A 19,354-nucleotide genomic window follows, 5' to 3' on the forward strand; every position below is an offset into this window, starting at 1 on the left:
CGATCATGACCATGATCCAATGCATTTCGCCGATCGACGGATCGGTTTACGCGGAACGTCCGGCCATGTCGCTGGAAGCGGCGTCCGAGGCTGTCGGTCGTGCGCGCAAGGCGCAGAAGGCCTGGGCGCGCCGGCCGCTTGAGGACCGCGTTCAGCTGGTGCTGAAGGGCGTTGCCCGCCTCAACGAGATGGCGGACGAAGTGGTGCCGGAACTGGCCCATATGATGGGCCGTCCGGTGCGCTACGGCGGCGAATACAAGGGCTTCAACGAGCGCTCCAACTATGTCGCGGCGATTGCTGCCGACTCGCTTGCGCCACTGGTCGTGGAAGCAAGTGACACGTTCGAGCGTCGCATCGAGCGCGAGCCGCATGGCGTGGTCTTCGTCATCGCGCCGTGGAACTACCCTTACATGACCGCGATCAACACGATCGCGCCGGCGCTGATGGCGGGCAACACCGTCGTCATCAAGCATGCGACCCAGACGCTGCTGGTCGGCGAGCGCATGGTGCGCGCCTTTGTCGAGGCGGGTGTTCCCGATGATGTCTTCATCAACCTCTTCCTCGACCACGCTACGACCTCGGCGCTGATCGCGGCTGGCAATTTCAACTTCATCAACTTCACCGGTTCGGTCGAAGGCGGGCGTTCCATCGAACGGGCCGCTGCCGGCACCTTTGCCGGTCTCGGCCTCGAGCTTGGCGGCAAGGACCCGGGCTACGTCATGGAAGACGCCGACCTGGAGGCTGCCGTCGATACGCTGATGGATGGCGCCACCTACAATTCCGGCCAGTGCTGCTGCGGCATCGAGCGCATCTATGTGCATGAGAGCCTCTACGACGCCTTCGTCGAGAAGTCGGTTGCCTGGGTGTCGAACTACAAGCTCGGCAATCCGCTGGATCCGGAAACGACGCTCGGGCCGATGGCCAACAAGCGCTTCGCCAAAGTGGTGCGCGAACAGATCGCCGATGCCGTATCAAAGGGTGCCAAGGCACTGGTCGATCCGAAGCTTTTCCCGGCCGATGACGGCGGCGCCTATATCATGCCGCAGATCCTCGTGAACGTTGATCATTCCATGGCCTTCATGAAGGACGAGACCTTTGGTCCGGCCGTCGGCATCATGAAGGTGAAGAGCGACGACGAGGCGCTCGGTCTGATGAACGACAGCCCCTATGGTCTGACCGCCTCGCTCTGGACGCAGGATCCTGAGCGCGCCGCCCGCATCGGCCGCGAGATCGAGACCGGCACCGTGTTCATGAACCGCGCCGATTACCTCGACCCGGCGCTTTGCTGGACCGGCGTCAAGGAAACCGGCAAGGGCGGCTCGCTCTCCGTGCTCGGCTTCCAGAACCTTACCCGTCCGAAATCCTACCACCTGAAGAAAGTCACGAAATGAACATCGTCGCCAATTGGAGCTATCCCACCGCCATCAAGATGGGACGTGGCCGCATCAAGGAACTGGCGGACGCCTGCAAATCGCTCGGCATGAAGAAGCCGTTGCTGATCACCGACCGGGGCCTCGCACCGATGGCGATCACCCAGACTGCGCTCGACGTGCTGGAAGAAGCCGGCCTCGGTCGCGCGCTCTTTGCCGATGTCGATCCGAACCCGAATGAGAAGAATCTCGAAGCCGGCATCAAGGCTTACAAGGATGGCGGTCACGACGGCGTTGTCGCCTTTGGCGGCGGCTCGGGCCTCGACCTTGGCAAGTGCGTGGCGTTCATGGCCGGCCAGACACGGCCGGTCTGGGACTTCGAGGATATCGGCGACTGGTGGACGCGGGCCAATTCCGATGCGATCGCGCCGATCGTTGCCGTGCCGACCACGGCCGGCACCGGCTCGGAAGTCGGTCGTGCCTCGGTCATCACCAATTCCGTGACGCATGTGAAGAAGATCATCTTCCATCCGAAGTTCCTGCCCGGCGTCGTCATCTGCGACCCGGAACTGACCGTCGGCATGCCGAAGATGATCACGGCCGGCACCGGCATGGACGCATTCGCGCATTGCCTGGAAGCCTATTCCTCGCCCTTCTATCATCCGATGAGCCAAGGCATCGCGCTCGAAGGCATGCGTCTGGTCAAGGAATTCCTGCCGCGTGCCTACAAGGACGGCACTGACCTCGAAGCCCGAACCAACATGATGTCGGCGGCTGCCATGGGCGCCGTCGCCTTCCAGAAGGGGCTCGGCGCAATCCATGCGCTGTCGCATCCGATCGGGGCCGTCTACAACACCCATCACGGCATGACGAACGCCGTTGTCATGCCGCCGGTCCTGAAGTTCAACCGTCACGTCATCGAGGAGCGGATTGAGCGGGCGGCTGCCTATCTCGGCATTGCGGGAGGGTTTGATGGCTTCTACGACTATGTGCTCGCCCTGCGCGCCGAACTCAACGTCCCGGCCAACCTGACGGCCATGGGCATTGCCAATGACCGGATCGATGAGCTTTCGGCCATGGCGATCGAGGATCCCAGCGCCGGCGGCAATCCGGTCAAGATGACGCTCGAAAACACCAAGCAGCTCTTCGCCGACTGCTTCTGATCTCACGCGTCGCTCTCTTGAAAGGCCCCGGCATGTCGTGCCGGGGCCTCTGCAGCCATGCTGTCGGGCCGAGCTTCTGCCTGCCCATTCCTATCTGCGAATATACTAGGTATTTCCGTCGCTTCTCCCCAATAAGGGGGGAGGGGGACCTCGCGCGCGTTTCCAGTTTGTTAACCATGTTTGCGCCATGATGACAGCATGTGGCACCGATGACGCAGGTTGCCAAAGAGCGATGAGCCGCTCGGATCTGACCTCCCAAGGAAACAGCATGCCAGTCATTTCTTTTGCCAATGCCAAGGGTGGTGCCGGCAAGACCACCGCAGCCCTTCTTCTCGCCACCGAACTGGCCCATCAGGGATACCGCGTCGCCATCCTTGATGCCGATCCGCAGCGCTGGATCACCCAGTGGCACGAGATCTCGGGTCCGCAGCGCAACATCGAGGTGGTCTCCGAGGTTACGGTCGCTTCCGTGCAAGGACATATCCGCGAGTTGTCGCGTAGCAACGACTACATCATCATGGATCTTGCCGGTGCGCGCGACGCCATGGTGACGACTGCGATCGGTCTCTCCGATCACGTGATGATTCCTGTCCAGGGGTGCGCCATGGACGCCAAGGGCGGCGCGCAGATCCTCGACCTCATCAAGCTGATGCAGGACGCCGGCAACCTCGTCATTCCACATTCGGTCGTGCTCACGCGCGTCACCTCGATGGTTACCACGCGCGCACTTCTGACGATCAAGGGGCTTCTGGCGGCTCGTGGTGTGAACGTCATCAACACGCCGATTGCTGAACGCAGTGCTTACCGCGAGATCTTCGACTGTGGTGGCACGCTGTATTCGATGGATACGGCGAAGATCAGCAATCTCGACAAGGCCCAGGACAATGCCAAGGCCTTCGCTTCCGAGGTCATGCGCCTGTTGCCGGTCAAGGTGATCCGCTCCAGCGAGCCGCGTCGCCTGTTCCGTCTGGTGCGCTCAGCCGCCTGATAACCCCAAATTCGACACTACAACCCGCGTTTGGCAAGCCAAGCGCGGGTTAACATTATGTCGCGACCTTCAGGGTCAAAGCCATGGCTGCATGCCAGCTCGTGCCATTCGACCGCAGCACCGGCGGCCCTCAGCTGGTCGACAAGCCCGACTGCGTCTAATCGTTCGCGCCTTTCGTCATCTTCTCCCGATACGAGAAGGAATGGTGTTCCGGCAAGATCGGGAAAGCAGTTCTGGGTGAAGGGCTTTTCTGGCCGAAGTAATACGGCGCCTGACACCAAGGCCGTGTGACGTGCAGTCAGGGCTGCTGCCATTATCGCGCCGCTCGAAAAGCCGATCAGCAGGGCCGGCTCTCCATGCCTCTGCCCGATGATCAAGAGCAGTTGCGACAGTTCTGCAGCCCTGTCGGTAAGGTTCACCTCATCAATCGACCTGTCCGTCCGTCTTCTGAAGAACGTGAACGACGCATCTGATGGCTCGCGACCCCGCGGACAGTACGTCGGATGAGCGGGTGCTACCTCCCTGGCAAAGTCCAGAAGTGAGAATTCATCCTGGTTGCTGCCATGCAGAATCACTAACGGTTGGTGACGGCTCTCGCCCTCGCGGAAGAGTGTCGGGAAGCCCGCAAACTCGCGAGGGCCTGAGCTGTCACTCGACAAATTCCACCGTCACGCCCGACTTGACCATCTTTGCCAGTTCCGTCGCATCCCAGTTGGTGAGGCGAATACAGCCGTGGCTCTGGGTGCGGCCGATCTTGGAAGGCTCGGGCGTGCCGTGAATGCCATAGGTGGGCTTCGACAATGCCAGCCAGACCGTGCCGACGGGGCCGTTCGGCCCTGGCGGGATCTGCAGGACTTGCGTGTTGTTGCCCTGCTGGAAATTGATCTTCGGATTGTATGTGTAGCCCGGGTTGAGCGCGATGCGTTCGATCGTGACGGTGCCCGACGGGGAGGGTGTATCGGCCGAGCCGATGCTGGCCGGGTAAGCGGCGATCAGGCCGCCATCCTCGCCATAGGCGAAGACCTGCTTCAGACCCTTGTTGGCGACGATGCGTGCCACGTTACCCTTCTTGTACGGGCCGGGCTCCACCACCTTGATCGTCGTGCCCGGGATCGAGAAGTCGACGCCGGGATTCAGTTCGCGCAGATAGCCCTCATCCATGTGGAAACGCTCGGCGAGCATCTCCGCCGTCGAGGTGTAGGACAGGGCCGGAAGCTGTGCCTTGTGTGCGTAGTCGTCGGGGATCGACGCGACAAAGGGGCCGGCGGCATCGCCGGCGGTGATCGTGTAGCTCTTGATCGCCAGGCCGCCGGAGAGACGCAGGCGCTCCAGGATGTCGTCGGCATTGTTCGGGTCGAGCGTTTCGCCGGTCATTTGCTCCCAGGCGACGATCGCCTTGTTGACGTTCTGGCCCATCTTGCCGTCGATGACGCCGGGCGAAATGCCTTCACGATCGAGGAACGCCTGGAGGGCGGTGATCTCCAGGCGGGAGAGATTGCTCTTGACCGGGATTTCAGGCGTCACCGTGCGGGCAGGGGCCGTGTCGGCAGGTGCGGGCAGATCCGGGCCGCCATACGGCATGTCCTGGGGCAGACCGTCGAGCGGCAGGCTGTCACGCGGGTCGACGTCGGGGATCGATGCGGTCGTGACGTCGTCGTCCCAGCCACGCGGCGCAGGTGCGGGTTCGGAATAGGGATCGTAGACGCCGGGCAGGCCATGGTTTCCGCCACGCTGGCGGGGAGGATAATAGCTTTCCGCCGGAATCTCGGTTGCGACTAGATTGCCCATGCGGTCGATCAGCACCGTGCGGCCCATTCGGTCTCGGCTGATCATGACTTCGCCGGCTTCCGGCACATAGTCGAGGATATCGCCCTCCGGCGAGACGAGCAGCATCTGGGCGTTGCGACCGTCATAGACCGATTGTGCCGAGGCTAGGCTCACAGATGTGAGAGAGGCGGCGGCCAAAACCGCAAGTATCAAGCTAGATTTCCTGAAGTCGAACACGATTCGGTTTCCTCGTCTGAGCCGGCGACAAACGCGATAAATTTGACACTAATGTGGAAAAGGTGAATTCATAATGAATTGAGAGTTAACTCGCTGTGGGGGCGGAAGAGATAACCGGGCTGGATGCAGGGTCGCAGCGCCGGGTTGAGGGGGGACAATGCAGGATAGACTGAGGATGGAGGCATTTATGCCCTTTCGGCTTTTACGCGTGGCCGAAAGCGTTGACCACGGCTTCATGCAGTTCTGCGGCCCGGAAGACGAGTTGTCATGGTCCGAATGGCAGGTTCTCTGGTCGCTCGGCGAACACACGCCGACAACGGCGAAGGCCATCTCCTCCCATTCGGGTCTTTCCAAGACAAAAATCAGTCGTGCCGTGAAGGTCCTAGAGGACAAAGGATATCTCATTCGCAAAAAGGATCGATCGGACCGGCGCTTTGAACTTCTGTCGTTAACGCTCAAGGGGCAGCACAGGTTCGAACGGCTCGCGGACGAGGCTGGGGCTTTCCAGCAGTGGCTTGAGCGCAGTGTCAACATCGCCTATCTCTCCTCGCTCGACAGCGGGCTCTTGGGCTTGGAGGATCTCATCTCCACCGGTCACCTCAGGGCCCCGCAACGGCAGGCCGAGGAACCTCTTGCATGATCACTTTTTCCGGTCCCAGGGGACCGCGTCTGGCACTGGACGAAAGCTCGGTATTCGATATCGGCTCGTGCATCGTCGAGGGCGTCGATCTGTCTCCCGGCCGGGCGATCCCCGATGACGGCGATCCGCGGATTGACCATTCGCTGGAAGGGTTCCTGTTCACCTGCGGACCCGACCATATCCGCCACCGAGAGCCGATCGCGGGCACGGACCGGCACTTTCCTCTGCATGGCTCCTTTTCAGCCAACCCGGCGCATTCGATCGAGATGGCGGTCGAGGGAGAGGATCTCGTGGCGCGGGCCGTGGTCGATGTGACACTCGCGGCTGGCGGCCACGCGCAGTTGCGGCGGCAGTGGCGCCTGAAGGCCAAGAGCGGCGAGGTGCAGCTTTCGGATACGCTCGTCAATGTCGGCGAAACCGCCTTTCCGACCTTTCTGATGTATCACATGAATCTGGGCGCGAAGCACTTCGACGACGAAACGCAGCTCGAAGGGGCGATGCTCGACGGCGGTGGTTTCCCCTGGGCCTTCGGCGAAGCGGAGGGCGGCATCTTCTGTGTTTCAGCGGGTCATGGCGGCTGGGCGGAACTGCGTCTGGGGCCGATCGCGCCGATCGGCGGCAAGCGGCTGAAGGTCCGTTTCCGAACCGATACACTGCCGCATCTGCAGGTGTGGAGAAACCAGAGGCTGCCTGCCCATGTGCTCGGCATCGAGCCGGTCTCGCATCGCTGGAAGGGGCGTGCCGAGCTCGAGGCGGCGGGCGAATTCAATATCCTGCAGCCGGGCGAAAGCCGGGACTACGGACTTGCATTTTCCTTCGTCTGACGACCGATCGGTGATCCCGCGCGATTGACGCTCAGGGATGCCCGTCGTAGATGATTGGCCCTAAGGAAATTGACGAGGAGCCCCGATGAACATCCGCCAGATCAACGAGGAATATTCGGTCAGCGGCCAGATCACGGTCGACGAGGTCGACGAGATCAAGGCGCTCGGCTTCAAGTCGATCGTCTGCCATCGCCCGGATGGTGAAGAATTCGGCCAGCCTGAATTTGCAGCCGTTGCCAAGCGCGCGGAAGAACTCGGCCTCAAGATCAAGCATGTGCCCGTCGGGCCGATGGGTGTCACGCCGGATGCCGTCGCCGACATGGTCGATGCGCTCGAAGAATTCGAACGCCCGATGCTCGGCTATTGCCGCTCCGGTGCCCGTTCGAACGCAACCTACGAACACGCACAGCGCCAGCGCGGCTGACGCGTCTTTTCCATTATCCTTGGCCGGACGTTCGCGTCCGGCCTGTCTGTTTTCTAAACCAGCCTCAAGCAGGAGTTATCCCATGAGCATCAAGCGTATCGAGCCCGGCAAGCGCATGAGCGGCGCCGTCGTCCACGGCAACACCGTTTACCTCGCCGGCCAGGTTGGCGAAGGCTCTACCGTGACCGAGCAGTCGAAGTCGGCGCTCGCCGAAGTCGACCGCCTGCTGGCCGCCGCCGGTTCGGACAAGTCGAAGATCCTGCAGACGATCATCTACCTCTCCGACATGTCGACCTTCGGCGAAATGAATGCCGTCTGGGAAGCCTGGATCGATCCGGCCAACCCGCCGGCCCGCGCCACCAGCGGTGCGCCGCTCGCGACGCCGGACTATCTGGTCGAGTTCATCGTCACAGCTGCTGTCTGATTTTGCAGGGCAACGTACAGAATGCGAAAGGCCGGGAGCGATCCCGGCCTTTTTTTGTTTTCTCCGGCGGTTGCTCAGGGCTCACGGGCTGGCGGACTTGTGTCTCCTGGCAAGGAGCCAGCGATATAGGCGCCCGTCGATGGAGAGCAATCCGAGCGTGATCAGGCCCATTCCAGCGAAATGGTTGGGTGCCAGCCTTTCGCCGAGGAACAGATAGCCGAGCAGGATGGCGCTGACGGGAATGAGCAGGGTGACGAGGGAACTGTTGATCGCTCCACCGACCGCGAGGATGTGGAAGAAGAGGATGTATGCAAGCGCCGTGGACAGCAGCCCGAGGCCGAGAAGCGCAGCGATGGTCGTCATTCCCGGCATCGGCAGATGCCATGGGCTATCGACCAGGGCGACCACGGGCATCATCAACAGCGTCGTCGCCGATACCTGGCCGAATGCACTGGTTGCCGGCGAGATGCCCATCCGCCGGAAGCGCCGGCCGAAGACGCCCGCAAAGCCATAGGACAGGGCTGCGCCAAGGCAGGCTAGCAGCGGCAGGAGCGGAATGGCCTCGGTCTTCACGTGGTTTCCGGCCATCAGCACTGCGACACCCAAGAACCCAAGGGCGATGCCGACGAGCTTGTTGCGCGTGATGCCTTCGTCCGATGTCAGACCATGCGCGACGAGGATCGAGAAGATCGGAGTGGTCGCGTTGAGGATCGAGGCGAGACCGCTGGCGATCTGGGTCTGCCCCCAGAAGAGAAGCGTGAAGGGGATGAGATTGTTGAGGAGACCCATGCCCAGGAAAGCGGTCCATATGGTGGCGTCTGCGGGGATGGGCTGGCGGCGGATTCGCAGATAGACAAACAGAGCCAATGCAGCGATTGCCACGCGGGCCAGAACCACCGTGAGCGGCGGCAGTTCGGAGAGGGCGAGTTTGGAAAAGAAGAAGGAACCGCCCCACAGCACGGACAGTGTCAGGAGGAGAGCCCAGTCTGTGAGGCCCATGGATTGGTTCGTCTGCATGCGATTGTTCCAGCGTTGATCTGATGGACATGAGTGGCGTGCCGAACCGCGATTTGCTCGCCGGATTCGGACTCTGTCCTTTTGAGGGGCCGAACGCTGATGTACTCTCTGATCATGAGCCTCGATATCCACCAATGTGAACAGGCATGGCTTGCGCGTGATCCCGAGTTTGACGGCCGGTTCTTCATAGGCGTTCGAACGACCGGGATCTATTGCCGTTGTGTCTGCCCGGTGCGCCAGCCTTATCGCTGCAATATCGAATTCCTGCCGAGTGCGGCGGCGGCCGAACTTGCGGGCTATCGCCCCTGCCTGCGCTGCCGGCCGGAAACGGCGCCGTTCAGCCCGGCGTGGAAGGGCAGTGCTGCCATCGTCGAAAGAGCAGCAAGGCTCATTCGTGACGAGGGCGCGCTTGATGCGCCGGGTGCGACCGTCGAGATGCTAGCCGCTCGTGTCGGGGTCGGCGGTCGGCATCTCTCGCGTCTGTTTCAGAAGCATCTCGGGGCAAGCCCGCTCGAGGTGGCAAAAACCGCCCGGGTGCAGCGCGCCAAGCGCTTGCTGACCGGCACTGATATGACGATCACGGAGATTGCTCTGCAGGCGGGTTTTGGAAGCGTCAGGCGGTTCAATGCCGTCTTTCAGGAGGTGTATAGACGTCCACCCACAGAGATCAAACGCCGGCTGTTATCGGCAAAAATCTGAGTTGCGGCGCAAGGCCGGGCTCACAGTGCAAGAAAAGCCGGGAGTGATCCCGGCCTTTATCGTTTGGCTCAGCCTTCTATTCTCTCTGAATACTCACTGCTCCTCCGCGGTGCGAACATGGTGCGAAGCGTGGACAGTGCGCCGACTAGGGAGCTCACGGCACCCCGCAGCAGCTTGTGCCAGAAGGCGGCAATCGCCTTGCGGCGCAACACAGCTGCGCGGGCGCGGTGGAAGTCAAAGTCGATCTCTCCATCCGCGCCCACCCTTGCATCTGTGGCTTTCGAACGTCGCATGATGTGATCCGCCTGTTGTCATGACCGAGAATTCATGAATTATCATGGTTGATGCGGCTGATAATCAGCTCGTTTTGCCGCTATCTCGTGACTGAGGTTCATGAATATGACTGCATCGGCCGACATGAAGGCATTTGTCCGGATCGTTGAACTCGGTTCCTTTGCCAGAGCGGCGGAGGATCTGAGAGTTACCCCGTCTGCGCTGTCAAAACTTATATCGCGGCTGGAGGACCGATTGGGTGTGCGGCTGCTGATGCGCTCGACGCGGCGACTGGCGCTGACGCCGGAAGGCGCCCTCTACCATGAAAGGGCGCAACAGGTTCTCGCGCTGATCGAGCGGACAGAAGCTGACGTGGCATCATCGAGGTCACGACCCAAAGGGCTTTTGCGGATAAATGCCAGTACCGGCTTTGCGCGCCAGACACTGCTGCAAGTCGTCCCGGCCTTTATGGTGCGCTATCCCGAAGTGCGCATAGACCTCAGCCTGACCGACAGGCTGATCGACCCAGTCAGCGAACGCGTCGACATCGTGATCCGTGGAAGCCCGACAACATCGGGCGAGTTTACCGTTCGCGAACTTTCACGGGGGCGGCGGGTCATCTGTGCCGCACCTGCCTATCTTGCGCGTCGGGGCACGCCTTCCGTTCCGTCCGATCTCGCGTCTCACAATTGCCTGGCGCTGACGGGGCGGCTGCCGCCCCCAACCTGGTCCCTTTCCATAGCGGGGACCATGGTCGAATTCGAACCGCAGGGATCATTCTCCAGCGACAATGTCGGCATGCTGCTCGACATGGCGCTGGAAGGACATGGCATAGTCCGACTGGCGGATTTTGTCGTCGGCCCCGCGTTGAAGGACGGGCGGTTGGTTGAAATCCTGACGGACGCGAACTGCGGTGCGCCGATCAGTCTTTGGGTGCTGATGGCCAAGGGACGGTTCGTCAGTCCGCGTGTCCAGGTTTTCCTGGAGTTCCTGGAACACTTCCTCTCACGCTCGGGAGAAATGCGTCCCGCTCCTGCTTCCTGAGGCGACAGTCGGATCCGGATATCACGCCTTCTCTCTGATCTGGCTCAATGTCTTTGTCGGCGTGATCGCCTCCGGATCGAGCTTGATCTCGATGATCGCAGGCTTGCCGGAAGCGCGGGCGCGCAGGAAGGCAGGGGCGAAGTCTTCGGTCTTTTCGACGGTTTCGCCGTGGCCGCCGAAGGCATTTGCGAGGGCTGCGAAATCGGGGTTGGTCAGATCTGTTGCGCTGACGCGGCCCGGATATTCGCGCTCCTGATGCATGCGGATCGTGCCATACATGCTGTTATTGATGACCAGCGTGATGATCGGCAGGTTGTAGCGGATCGCGGTCGCAAATTCCTGACCATGCATCATGAAGCAGCCGTCACCGGCAAAGCAGATGACTTCACGTTGCGGGAACAGCTGCTTGGCAGCGACGGCCGCTGGCAGGCCATAGCCCATGGAGCCCGAGGTCGGGGCGGCCTGGGTGTTGAAGGCCTGGAAACGGTGGAAGCGGTGCAGCCAGGTGGCATAGTTGCCGGCGCCATTGGTGAAGATCGCATCCTTCGGCGTGTTGGCCTCGATCCACTCCATGATCGGCCCCATCTGGACGGCGCCGGGGCCGGCCTTCGGCGGTGTCGACCAGGCGACATAAGCGGCGTGCATGGTAACTGTGCGCTCGGCCCATACAGGGGCGGCGGGTGCATCGAGCGATGCGAGTGCTGCGACGAATTCCTCAGGCGCGGCACAGATCGCCAGATCGGCGCGGTAGACCCGGCCAAGCTCGGACGGATCCGGATGGATGTGGACGAGCGTCTGCGCCGGGTAGGGGATGTCCATCAGGGTATAGGAGGAGGACGGCATTTCCGAGAAACGTCCGCCGAGCAGGATCAGGAGGTCTGCCTCCTTCACTTCCCTGGCGAGCGCCGGATTGATGCCGATGCCGACATCGCCGGCATAGGACGGATGCAGGTGATCAAACAACATCTGGCGGCGGAAGGAGCAGCCGACCGGCAGCTTGAACTTTTCCGCAAAGGCCTGGATGCCGGCAACGGATGCCTCACTCCAGCGCGTGCCGCCGAGAACCACCATCGGGCGCTTCGCGGTCTTCAGCATCTCGCCGAGGGCTGCGATCTGGCTTGGACCGGGATGGGCTTCTACGGGCGTGTAGGGCTTGGCTTCCGGGGCTTCGACTTCGTCGAGCAGCATGTCTTCCGGCAGCGTCAGCACGACGGGGCCGGGGCGGCCTGATGTGGCGACGGCGAAGGCGCGGGTGACGAATTCCGGGATACGGCGGGCGTCATCGATCTCGCCGACCCATTTGGCGAACTCGGTGAAGGCGCGGCGGTATTCGACTTCCTGGAAGGCTTCGCGCTCCTTCATGTCGCGACCGATCTGACCGATGAAGAGGATCATCGGGATCGAATCCTGCCTGGCGACATGCAGTCCGGCAGACGCGTTGGTCGCGCCCGGACCACGGGTCACCATGCAGATGCCGGGTTTGCCGGTGAGGCGACCCCAGGTATCGGCCATCATCGCCGCGCCGCCTTCCTGGCGGCAGACCAGCGTCTCGATGCCGCTGTCCTTCAGCGCGTCGAGCACGGCTAGAAAGCTTTCGCCGGGAACGCAGGACACGCGCTCGACGCCGTTGGCCTTCAAGGCTTCGACTACAAGGGCTCCGCCGGTTCTCTTCATTTGATCTTCCTTTCCAGCTCGGCCAGTTCGGCCAGAATGTCTTCGCCATGCTCGCCAATGCGCGGGCTCGGGCGCTCGTAGCGCAGGGGTGTCTCGGAGAGCACGATCGGCGTGCGCACGCTTGGGATGACCGTGCCCTTGTCGTCGGTCAAATCGATCTTGAGGCCGCGGGCCTGGACCTGCGGGTCGGCGAACATTTCCTCGATCGAGTTGATCGGTCCCGCGGGCACGGCATTCGCCTCACAGGCGGACAGCAGATCGCGCTTCTGCCATTTCTCTGTTTCTGCGGTGACGATGCGGCGGACCTCGACCTTGTTGGCGACACGGGCCTTGTTGGTGGCGAAACGTTCGTCTTCAGTGACTGTGGGGATACCGAGGATGGTGCAAAGACGCTTGAACTGGCCGTCATTGCCGACGGCGAGGATCAGGTGGCCGTCTGATGTCGGCACGACTTCATAAGGGCTGATGTTCGGATGGGCATTGCCGAGGCGTGTCGGCGGCTTGCCGGAGATCAGGTAATTCATGTTCTGGTTGGCGAGCACCGCCGACATCACGTCGAGCAGGGCCATGTCGACGAACTGGCCCTGACCTGTTTTCATAACGTGGATCAGGGCGGCCTGGATCGCGGTCACCGCATAGATGCCGGTGAAGATGTCGGCGATGGCCACACCCGCCTTCATCGGTTCGCCGTCCTTCTCGCCGGTGATCGACATGAAGCCGGACATGCCCTGGACGATGTAGTCATAGCCGGCGAAATCGGCATAGGGGCCGTTCTGGCCAAAGCCGGTGATCGAGCAGTAGACGAGCTTCGGGTTGATCGCTTTCAGGCTCGCGTAATCTAGACCGTATTTCTCAAGGCCGCCGCGCTTGAAGTTCTCGATGACGACATCGGCCGAGGCACAGAGGCGGCGGACCGTTTCCTGGCCTTCGGGCGTCTTGAGGTCCACGGTAATCGAGCGCTTGTTGCGGTTGGTGGAGTGGTAATAGGCGGCCGAGAGGTTTTCGCCGTCGGCGCCCTCGACGAAGGGCGGACCCCAGGCGCGGGTGTCGTCGCCACCATCAGGGTTTTCGACCTTGATCACGTCGGCGCCGAGATCGGCGAGCATCTGGCCTGCCCATGGGCCTGCGAGTACGCGGGCCAGTTCGATCACGCGGATGCCGGTGAGCGGGGCAGGGGATGATGGCTTGGGCGTCATTGCGCGATCCTGTGCGGCGTCGTCAGGTTCGGTGATCCGACAAAATTGGATCTCCTGCCATGACAAGAACTGCTATCGACAGAGCTATATCGCCCCATTTTGCCATTCGCACCTGATATTCTCTCATGGCATCATTCCGTTTCGGCAAGATCTGGCCAGATCAGGGTCCGAGATTGCCGATCCAAGCGAGGAAATCGGCGATCGCCTTTTCGCGACCGATCTCGTTCAGCGTCTCATGGCGCATGCCGTCATAGACCGTGGTTTCGACATCCGTCATGCCGACATCGAGCATGCGCTGGCCGAGCCAGCGGATCTCGCGGCCCATATTGGTCGCGGGGTCCTCAGCGCCGCCGACGAGATAGACCGGAAGCCGCTGCGGCAGGCGGGCGAGGCGTTCTGGGGCTGCACCTGCAAAGGTCAGCCGGAAAATGTCACGCCACATGGAGACGCTGGCATCGAAGCCGCAGAGCGGATCGGCGATATAGGCGTCGACCTCGCGCGCGTCATGCGAGAGCCAGTCGAATGGCGTCCGATGGCCCTTGATTGCGTGGCCCCAGGCAACGAAGGTCGCCTTTGGCAGGATTAGTGACGGGACGTCGGAGCCCTTCAGCATCTGCTCAAGAGAAAGCACGGCTTGGGCGAAGCGTCCGGCAAGGCCGGGATTGAAGTTGGAATTCCAGATCGTCAGTCCATGGAAGGCTTGTGGATGTTCATTCGCGACGTTGAGCGCGATCAGGCCGCCCATGGAGTGACCGAGGAGGATGACCGGAAGCCCCGGATAGGTTTCGACGGCAAACTCGCGCATGGCCATGACATCGGCGATCACCTTTTCGGCCCCGTTGCGGCGCGCGAATATCCCGAGTTGAGCGTCCGGTGCCGTCGTCTCGCCGTGTCCGCGGTGATCATGGGCAAAGACGTGGTAGCCATGGGCGGCCAAAGACGAGGCAAATCCCGCGTAGCGCCGGGAATGCTCCGCCAGGCCGTGACAGATGAGGACGATACCGCGCGGCGCGGTCGTCGACGGCTGGTGGTGGTAGGCAAGACGGGCGCCTGATGGCGATTGGTGAAAGGCAAGATCTGAAAACATTTGGTTCCCCCGATGGCGCGATAGGAGGTCATTTCTCTGCCATGCGCAATAGCGTCAGTGGCTTGACGCCGGATGCGCGAACAAGCCGGCGAGTAGCCACCCCGGCCGGCGAGGCGGGGATGTGGAATGATCTGAAACTTGCGAGAACTGCTGTATTTCTCGGCAGTTTTTTGTGCGCCGCATTGCCCCAAGGACGCAATTCGCCTACATAGCGGCAAATTCCCATTCCCGCCGGAGCAAGACCCCATGGCACGCCAGTTCATCTATCACATGTCGGGACTTAGCAAGTCCTACGGCGCAAAGAAGATTCTCGAGAACATCCACCTCTCGTTCTATCCCGATGCCAAGATCGGTATCCTCGGTCCGAACGGTGCGGGTAAGTCGACCGTGCTGCGCATCATCGCCGGTCAGGACAAGGAATACACCGGTGAAGCCTGGCTCGCCGAAGGTGCGACCGTCGGTTATCTCGAGCAGGAACCGCATCTCGATCCGGCGAAGAATGCGTTCGAGAACGTCATGGAAGGCGTGGCCGACAAGCAGGCCGTGCTCGACCGTTACAACGAACTGATGATGAACTATTCCGACGAGACCGCCGACGAAGGCGCGAAGCTCCAGGACATCATCGACAGCCAGAACCTCTGGGATCTGGAACAGCAGGTCGAAATGGCGATGGAAGCGCTGCGCTGCCCGCCAAAGGACGCCGACGTCACCTTGCTTTCCGGTGGTGAACGCCGCCGCATCGCGCTTTGCCGTCTGCTGCTCTCGCAGCCGGACCTGCTTTTGCTCGACGAACCGACCAACCACTTGGACGCCGAGACGATCGCCTGGCTTGAAAAGCACCTGCGCGACTATCCGGGCGCCGTGATGATGATCACCCACGATCGCTACTTCCTCGACAACGTCACCGGCTGGATTCTCGAACTCGACCGTGGCCGCGGCATTCCGTACGAAGGCAACTATTCGGCTTACCTGCAGGCGAAAGCCAAGCGCATGCTTCAGGAAAACCGCGAAGAGGCCGGCCGCCAGAAGGCGATCTCGCGCGAACAGGAATGGATTGCATCCAGCCCGAAGGCCCGTCAGGCCAAGTCCAAGGCCCGTATCAAGGCCTATGAACAGCTGGTTGATGCGGCTGAAGGCATTCGTCCCGGTGATGCGCAGATCATCATTCCGGTCTCCGAGCGTCTCGGCCAGGTCGTCATCGAACTCGACGGCATCACCAAGGGCTTTGAAGGCCGCACGTTGATCAACGACCTGTCGATCAAGCTGCCGCCGGGCGGCATCGTCGGCATCATCGGCCCGAACGGCGCCGGCAAGTCGACGCTGTTCAAGATGATCACCGGTCAGGAAAAGCCGGATGCCGGTTCGATCCGCGTCGGTGATACGGTCCATCTCGGTTATGTTGACCAGAGCCGCGATGCGCTGGATGGTTCGAAGACCGTCTGGGAAGAAATTTCGGGCGGTGCCGAAATCATCAAGCTCGGCAAGTTCGACATGAACTCCCGCGCTTACTGCGGCGCCTTCAACTTCAAGGGCGGCGACCAGCAGCAGAAGGTCGGCAACCTTTCCGGAGGTCAGCGCAACCGCGTGCATCTGGCCAAGATGCTGAAGGCCGGCGGCAACGTTCTTCTGCTCGACGAACCGACCAACGACCTCGATACGGAAACGCTGGGTGCGCTGGAAACGGCACTTGAGAACTTCGCCGGCTGCGCGATCATCATCAGCCACGATCGCATGTTCCTCGACCGTCTTGCGACGCATATCCTCGCTTTCGAAGGTGATGGCCATGTCGAATGGTTCGAGGGCAACTTCGAAGACTACGAGCAGGACAAGATCCGCCGCCTTGGCCCGGATGCGCTCAACCCGGGCAGCCAGGCTTACAAGCGCCTGACGCGCTAAATCGAGACAGGCTTTCCCTGTTGCTCGTCAAACTGGTTCAATGTGGCTCGCAATCTCTGCGGGCCACATTTCGTTTGGCTTGCGCATCGTCGCAACAACCGCAATACTTTCGTGTATCACGATAAACTGAATCTAAACAGTTTGTGTATCATACCAGTTCTGGGAGCCGCGCATCAGGCGCAGTGGGGATTTGGCAGAAGACGACATCAGGTCCGCCTTCTCTGTCTGGAGGGAACTGACAGGTGTCTATCCTGGGAAAAATTTCGTTTCAAAAAGCGCTGACCCTGATCGCTTTGGTGCCGTTGCTGGCCGTCACCGGTCTTGGTGGCGCGGCTGGCTATAACAGCTATCTGGAGTATCAGAAGCTCACACGCGCAGCGGCGCTCGCAGAGCTCGCCTATCAAGGCGGCGAGCTGATGATGATCATGCCGCTGGAGACGGCGCCGAATCGCATGGAGATCCGCAAACAATCGGATGCGATCTATCAGGCCATGATGGATCAGATGGCCGAGCTCGACCGGATGGGATACGGCGATCCGATCACCCTGCAGCTCCGGGCCAATCTGGAGAAGATGTATGCCCGGATGCCGGAGTATCGACAGAAACTCGATGCCGGCGACAAGGATCCGATCCTGCCGCTGCGTTACGCCCAGCCAGTCGCCGCAGCCGGACTTGAGCTGACGCTCAGAACGGCGAACCTCACCGAGGATCTGACGCTCTCGTCCGACATCCGTGCGCATCATGCGCTGATGAAGGTCAATGAAGCCTATCTCGGTCTCAATCGCATGGGCCAGTTCTACATCGAGAACGGCGCCTTCGGGAAGGCCGAGCTTGTCCGGTTCAGCGCGCTGCAGAGCCAGCTACGGACCTTCGACGGTCCCTTCCGTGAGCTTGCGCGTCCAGATGTGATCAGCCGCTTCTATTCCTTCTTCGATACGGCAGAGGGCAGGCAGATCAACGAAACGCTCCAGGCGATGGAAAGCCTCGAGGATTACGCTGGGGCGCGTGATCCGAAGCCTTTCACCGAAAGCATGGCGAAGCGCCGTGACTTTGCGGCCGCGATCATCCGCGACAACGCCACGGCGTTCCTCGAGGCGATCAATGATCGTCTGGCCGATGCGCGCTTCAGCATGATTTCCGTCATCGTCGGTCTTTCCAGCTTCATCCTGCTGGTCGTGGCCTTCAGCGTCTCCATCACCCGCACGTTGTCCCGTTCCATTGGGCGTGTCAGCTGTTCGATGATCGGACTGGCCAATGGCGATACGCTGCAGTCCATCCCCTTCACCGAGCGCACTGACGAGATCGGGGCGATGGCCCGGTCTGTCGAGGTCTTCCGTGAGGCTGCCATTCGCAATGCCGAGCTGGAAGCCGAAGCATCCGAAAGTCGGGTTCGCAGCGAGCGCGAGCGTGCCGAGATGCAGGCGCGTGCTGAGGCCGATGCCGAGGAACGCCTGACAAAGGCAACCGGCACGCTGGCCGCAGGTCTCAAGCGGCTGGCATCGGGCGATCTGCTTTGCGAGATCGAGGAGGAGTTTGCCCTTCAGTTCGAAGCTCTGCGTCACGACTTCAACACGTCGGTGCAACAGCTGCGTGGCGTTCTGGTCTCGGTCGGCCGCTCGGCCCATGCCGTCAGCGGTGGTTCCGGCGAGATCTCTCATGCGTCCGACGATCTGGCCAAGCGCACCGAACAGCAAGCAGCTTCGCTCGAGGAGACCGCAGCGGCGCTCGAAGAGATCACCTCCAACGTGACGGCCACGTCGCGGCGGACCGGAGAAGCGCGCGACATCGTGCGCAACACCCGCAGCCGTGCGGAACAGTCCGGTGTGGTGGTCGGAAACGCGGTCACTGCGATGGAGCGCATCGAGCATGCCTCCAAGCAGATCAGCCAGATCATCGGCGTGATCGATGAGATCGCTTTCCAGACCAACCTTCTGGCGCTCAATGCCGGTGTCGAGGCCGCGCGTGCGGGCGAGGCAGGCAAGGGCTTTGCGGTCGTCGCGCAGGAGGTTCGCGAGCTCGCGCAGCGTTCGGCGAATGCGGCGAAGGAAATCAAGGCCCTCATCGGGAATTCCGAAGTCGCTGTCAGCGAAGGCGTGAAACTGGTCAACGAGACCGGCGACGGCCTGACGGCGATCGCCGGCCTGGTTCAGGCGATCAACGAGCATATGGATGCCATCGCCTCTGCCGCGCAGGAACAGTCGGTCGGTCTCGGCGAGGTCAACCAGGCAGTCAACCACATGGACCAGGCGACCCAGAAGAATGCGGCCATGGTGGAGGAGATGAACGCGGCGTCCGCGGGTCTCGCTCAGGAGGCCGCAAGCCTTGCGGAGCTGTTGCAGCGTTTCCGGACGGGGCAGGGCGCGGCCTCGGCTGCTCAGGCTTCGCGCCAGACGCGTTCGATGGCTCCGGTATCGCCGCAACCAGCACGGTCTGCTGTTCCGGCCGCACAGCAGGCTGCTCCCCGTCGAGTGACACCCGCTGTGTCCGGCAATACCGCGCTCGCAAGCGAGAGCTGGGAAGAGTTCTGAGGCTTCTGTCAGTCGCTTGACGAGTGTCTCACTGAGATCGCGACGGCCGCCTGAAGAGGCGGCCGTTTTCCTTTTCACCGTCAAGCTAGCGGTGGTCGCGGAT

General features: G+C 61.6%; 16 protein-coding genes. 11 read left to right on the plus strand and 5 right to left on the minus strand.

Features of this window, described 5'->3' with window-relative positions:
- Nucleotides 1–5: 5 nt before the first annotated feature.
- From IP85_RS21185 to IP85_RS21195, 3 genes are all read left to right on the plus strand, one after another.
- Nucleotides 6–1,391 (plus strand): aldehyde dehydrogenase family protein, encoded by a 1,386-nt coding sequence (locus IP85_RS21185; RefSeq protein ID WP_054151641.1) that lies wholly within the window; start codon nucleotides 6–8, stop codon nucleotides 1,389–1,391.
- Nucleotides 1,388–2,533, plus strand: coding sequence for an iron-containing alcohol dehydrogenase (locus IP85_RS21190; RefSeq protein WP_054151642.1), 1,146 nt, complete (start codon nucleotides 1,388–1,390; stop codon nucleotides 2,531–2,533). Before IP85_RS21185 ends, IP85_RS21190 begins: the two co-directional genes overlap by 4 nt.
- Nucleotides 2,534–2,801: 268 nt before the next feature.
- Nucleotides 2,802–3,521, plus strand: coding sequence for a ParA family protein (locus IP85_RS21195; RefSeq protein ID WP_054151643.1), 720 nt, complete (start codon nucleotides 2,802–2,804; stop codon nucleotides 3,519–3,521).
- A 648-nt stretch (nucleotides 3,522–4,169) separates the two neighbouring features.
- On the opposite strand, the gene IP85_RS21205 is transcribed toward IP85_RS21195, so the two are convergent.
- Entirely contained in the window at nucleotides 4,170–5,501 is a 1,332-nt protein-coding gene (locus tag IP85_RS21205) for a L,D-transpeptidase (protein ID WP_156323036.1), read from the minus strand.
- 211 nt (nucleotides 5,502–5,712) lie between these two features.
- On the opposite strand from IP85_RS21205, the gene IP85_RS21210 reads away from it, so the two are divergent.
- The 4 genes from IP85_RS21210 to IP85_RS21225 all read left to right on the plus strand — a co-directional run bounded on the left by IP85_RS21210 (nucleotide 5,713) and on the right by IP85_RS21225 (nucleotide 7,837).
- Nucleotides 5,713–6,165 carry a MarR family transcriptional regulator gene (locus tag IP85_RS21210; RefSeq protein WP_245280920.1) on the plus strand — a complete coding sequence of 151 codons (453 nt, stop codon included), beginning with the start codon at nucleotides 5,713–5,715 and terminating at the stop codon, nucleotides 6,163–6,165.
- Complete coding sequence (locus IP85_RS21215) at nucleotides 6,162–6,989, plus strand: DUF4432 family protein (protein ID WP_054151646.1); 828 nt, start codon at nucleotides 6,162–6,164, stop codon at nucleotides 6,987–6,989. Before IP85_RS21210 ends, IP85_RS21215 begins: the two co-directional genes overlap by 4 nt.
- Before the next feature lie 85 nt (nucleotides 6,990–7,074).
- Nucleotides 7,075–7,413 carry a TIGR01244 family sulfur transferase gene (locus IP85_RS21220; protein ID WP_054151647.1) on the plus strand — a complete coding sequence of 113 codons (339 nt, stop codon included), beginning with the start codon at nucleotides 7,075–7,077 and terminating at the stop codon, nucleotides 7,411–7,413.
- 82 nt (nucleotides 7,414–7,495) lie between these two features.
- A complete protein-coding gene (locus IP85_RS21225) occupies nucleotides 7,496–7,837 on the plus strand; it encodes a RidA family protein (RefSeq protein ID WP_006728347.1) in 342 nt (113 codons plus the stop codon).
- Between the two features lie 81 nt (nucleotides 7,838–7,918).
- Here the strand turns inward: IP85_RS21225 and IP85_RS21230 are convergent, their stop codons facing one another.
- Complete coding sequence (locus IP85_RS21230) at nucleotides 7,919–8,854, minus strand: DMT family transporter (protein ID WP_054151648.1); 936 nt, start codon at nucleotides 8,852–8,854, stop codon at nucleotides 7,919–7,921.
- 114 nt (nucleotides 8,855–8,968) lie between these two features.
- Between IP85_RS21230 and IP85_RS21235 the strand changes: the two genes are divergently transcribed.
- Both IP85_RS21235 and IP85_RS21245 read left to right on the plus strand, forming a co-directional pair.
- A complete protein-coding gene (locus IP85_RS21235; RefSeq protein WP_054151755.1) occupies nucleotides 8,969–9,553 on the plus strand; it encodes an Ada metal-binding domain-containing protein in 585 nt (194 codons plus the stop codon).
- Between the two features lie 393 nt (nucleotides 9,554–9,946).
- Nucleotides 9,947–10,870, plus strand: coding sequence for a LysR family transcriptional regulator (locus tag IP85_RS21245; protein ID WP_245280921.1), 924 nt, complete (start codon nucleotides 9,947–9,949; stop codon nucleotides 10,868–10,870).
- A 21-nt stretch (nucleotides 10,871–10,891) separates the two neighbouring features.
- Here IP85_RS21245 and IP85_RS21250 read toward each other — a convergent pair whose 3' ends face one another.
- The 3 genes from IP85_RS21250 to IP85_RS21260 form a co-directional block, all read right to left on the minus strand.
- The gene (locus IP85_RS21250; protein WP_054151650.1) at nucleotides 10,892–12,544 is read right to left on the minus strand and encodes a thiamine pyrophosphate-binding protein; all 1,653 of its coding nucleotides are present in this window, start codon (nucleotides 12,542–12,544) and stop codon (nucleotides 10,892–10,894) included.
- On the minus strand, nucleotides 12,541–13,740 hold the full coding sequence (locus IP85_RS21255) for a CaiB/BaiF CoA-transferase family protein (protein ID WP_054151651.1): 1,200 nt from the start codon (nucleotides 13,738–13,740) through the stop codon (nucleotides 12,541–12,543). The genes IP85_RS21250 and IP85_RS21255 overlap by 4 nt, the downstream gene beginning before the upstream one ends.
- A gap of 160 nt (nucleotides 13,741–13,900) precedes the next feature.
- Nucleotides 13,901–14,827 carry an alpha/beta hydrolase gene (locus IP85_RS21260; RefSeq protein ID WP_054151652.1) on the minus strand — a complete coding sequence of 309 codons (927 nt, stop codon included), beginning with the start codon at nucleotides 14,825–14,827 and terminating at the stop codon, nucleotides 13,901–13,903.
- Nucleotides 14,828–15,073: 246 nt separating this feature from the next.
- Here IP85_RS21260 and ettA point away from each other — a divergent pair, with 246 nt between their 5' ends.
- Together ettA and IP85_RS21270 are read left to right on the plus strand one after the other, a co-directional pair.
- Nucleotides 15,074–16,723, plus strand: a complete 1,650-nt coding sequence (gene ettA / locus IP85_RS21265; RefSeq protein ID WP_054151653.1) for an energy-dependent translational throttle protein EttA — start codon at nucleotides 15,074–15,076, stop codon at nucleotides 16,721–16,723.
- Between the two features lie 242 nt (nucleotides 16,724–16,965).
- Nucleotides 16,966–19,251 (plus strand): methyl-accepting chemotaxis protein, encoded by a 2,286-nt coding sequence (locus IP85_RS21270; RefSeq protein WP_245280922.1) that lies wholly within the window; start codon nucleotides 16,966–16,968, stop codon nucleotides 19,249–19,251.
- Nucleotides 19,252–19,354: the final 103 nt, after the last annotated feature.

Origin of the sequence: Rhizobium sp. AAP116, assembly GCF_001295785.1 — a bacterium.
GTDB lineage: Bacteria > Pseudomonadota > Alphaproteobacteria > Rhizobiales > Rhizobiaceae > Allorhizobium.

Excerpts from the sequence above, each read along its gene's own strand:
- IP85_RS21185 (WP_054151641.1), top strand. The coding sequence starts at position 6 with ATGACCATGATCCAATGCATTTCGCCGATCGACGGATCGGTTTACGCG.
- IP85_RS21190 (WP_054151642.1), top strand. The coding sequence starts at position 1,388 with ATGAACATCGTCGCCAATTGGAGCTATCCCACCGCCATCAAGATGGGA.
- IP85_RS21235 (WP_054151755.1), top strand. The coding sequence starts at position 8,969 with ATGAGCCTCGATATCCACCAATGTGAACAGGCATGGCTTGCGCGTGAT.
- IP85_RS21195 (WP_054151643.1), top strand. The coding sequence starts at position 2,802 with ATGCCAGTCATTTCTTTTGCCAATGCCAAGGGTGGTGCCGGCAAGACC.
- IP85_RS21250 (WP_054151650.1), bottom strand. The coding sequence starts at position 12,544 with ATGAAGAGAACCGGCGGAGCCCTTGTAGTCGAAGCCTTGAAGGCCAAC.
- IP85_RS21230 (WP_054151648.1), bottom strand. The coding sequence starts at position 8,854 with ATGCAGACGAACCAATCCATGGGCCTCACAGACTGGGCTCTCCTCCTG.
- IP85_RS21245 (WP_245280921.1), top strand. The coding sequence starts at position 9,947 with ATGAATATGACTGCATCGGCCGACATGAAGGCATTTGTCCGGATCGTT.
- IP85_RS21225 (WP_006728347.1), top strand. The coding sequence starts at position 7,496 with ATGAGCATCAAGCGTATCGAGCCCGGCAAGCGCATGAGCGGCGCCGTC.
- IP85_RS21210 (WP_245280920.1), top strand. The coding sequence starts at position 5,713 with ATGCCCTTTCGGCTTTTACGCGTGGCCGAAAGCGTTGACCACGGCTTC.
- ettA (WP_054151653.1), top strand. The coding sequence starts at position 15,074 with ATGGCACGCCAGTTCATCTATCACATGTCGGGACTTAGCAAGTCCTAC.
- IP85_RS21255 (WP_054151651.1), bottom strand. The coding sequence starts at position 13,740 with ATGACGCCCAAGCCATCATCCCCTGCCCCGCTCACCGGCATCCGCGTG.
- IP85_RS21260 (WP_054151652.1), bottom strand. The coding sequence starts at position 14,827 with ATGTTTTCAGATCTTGCCTTTCACCAATCGCCATCAGGCGCCCGTCTT.
- IP85_RS21215 (WP_054151646.1), top strand. The coding sequence starts at position 6,162 with ATGATCACTTTTTCCGGTCCCAGGGGACCGCGTCTGGCACTGGACGAA.
- IP85_RS21220 (WP_054151647.1), top strand. The coding sequence starts at position 7,075 with ATGAACATCCGCCAGATCAACGAGGAATATTCGGTCAGCGGCCAGATC.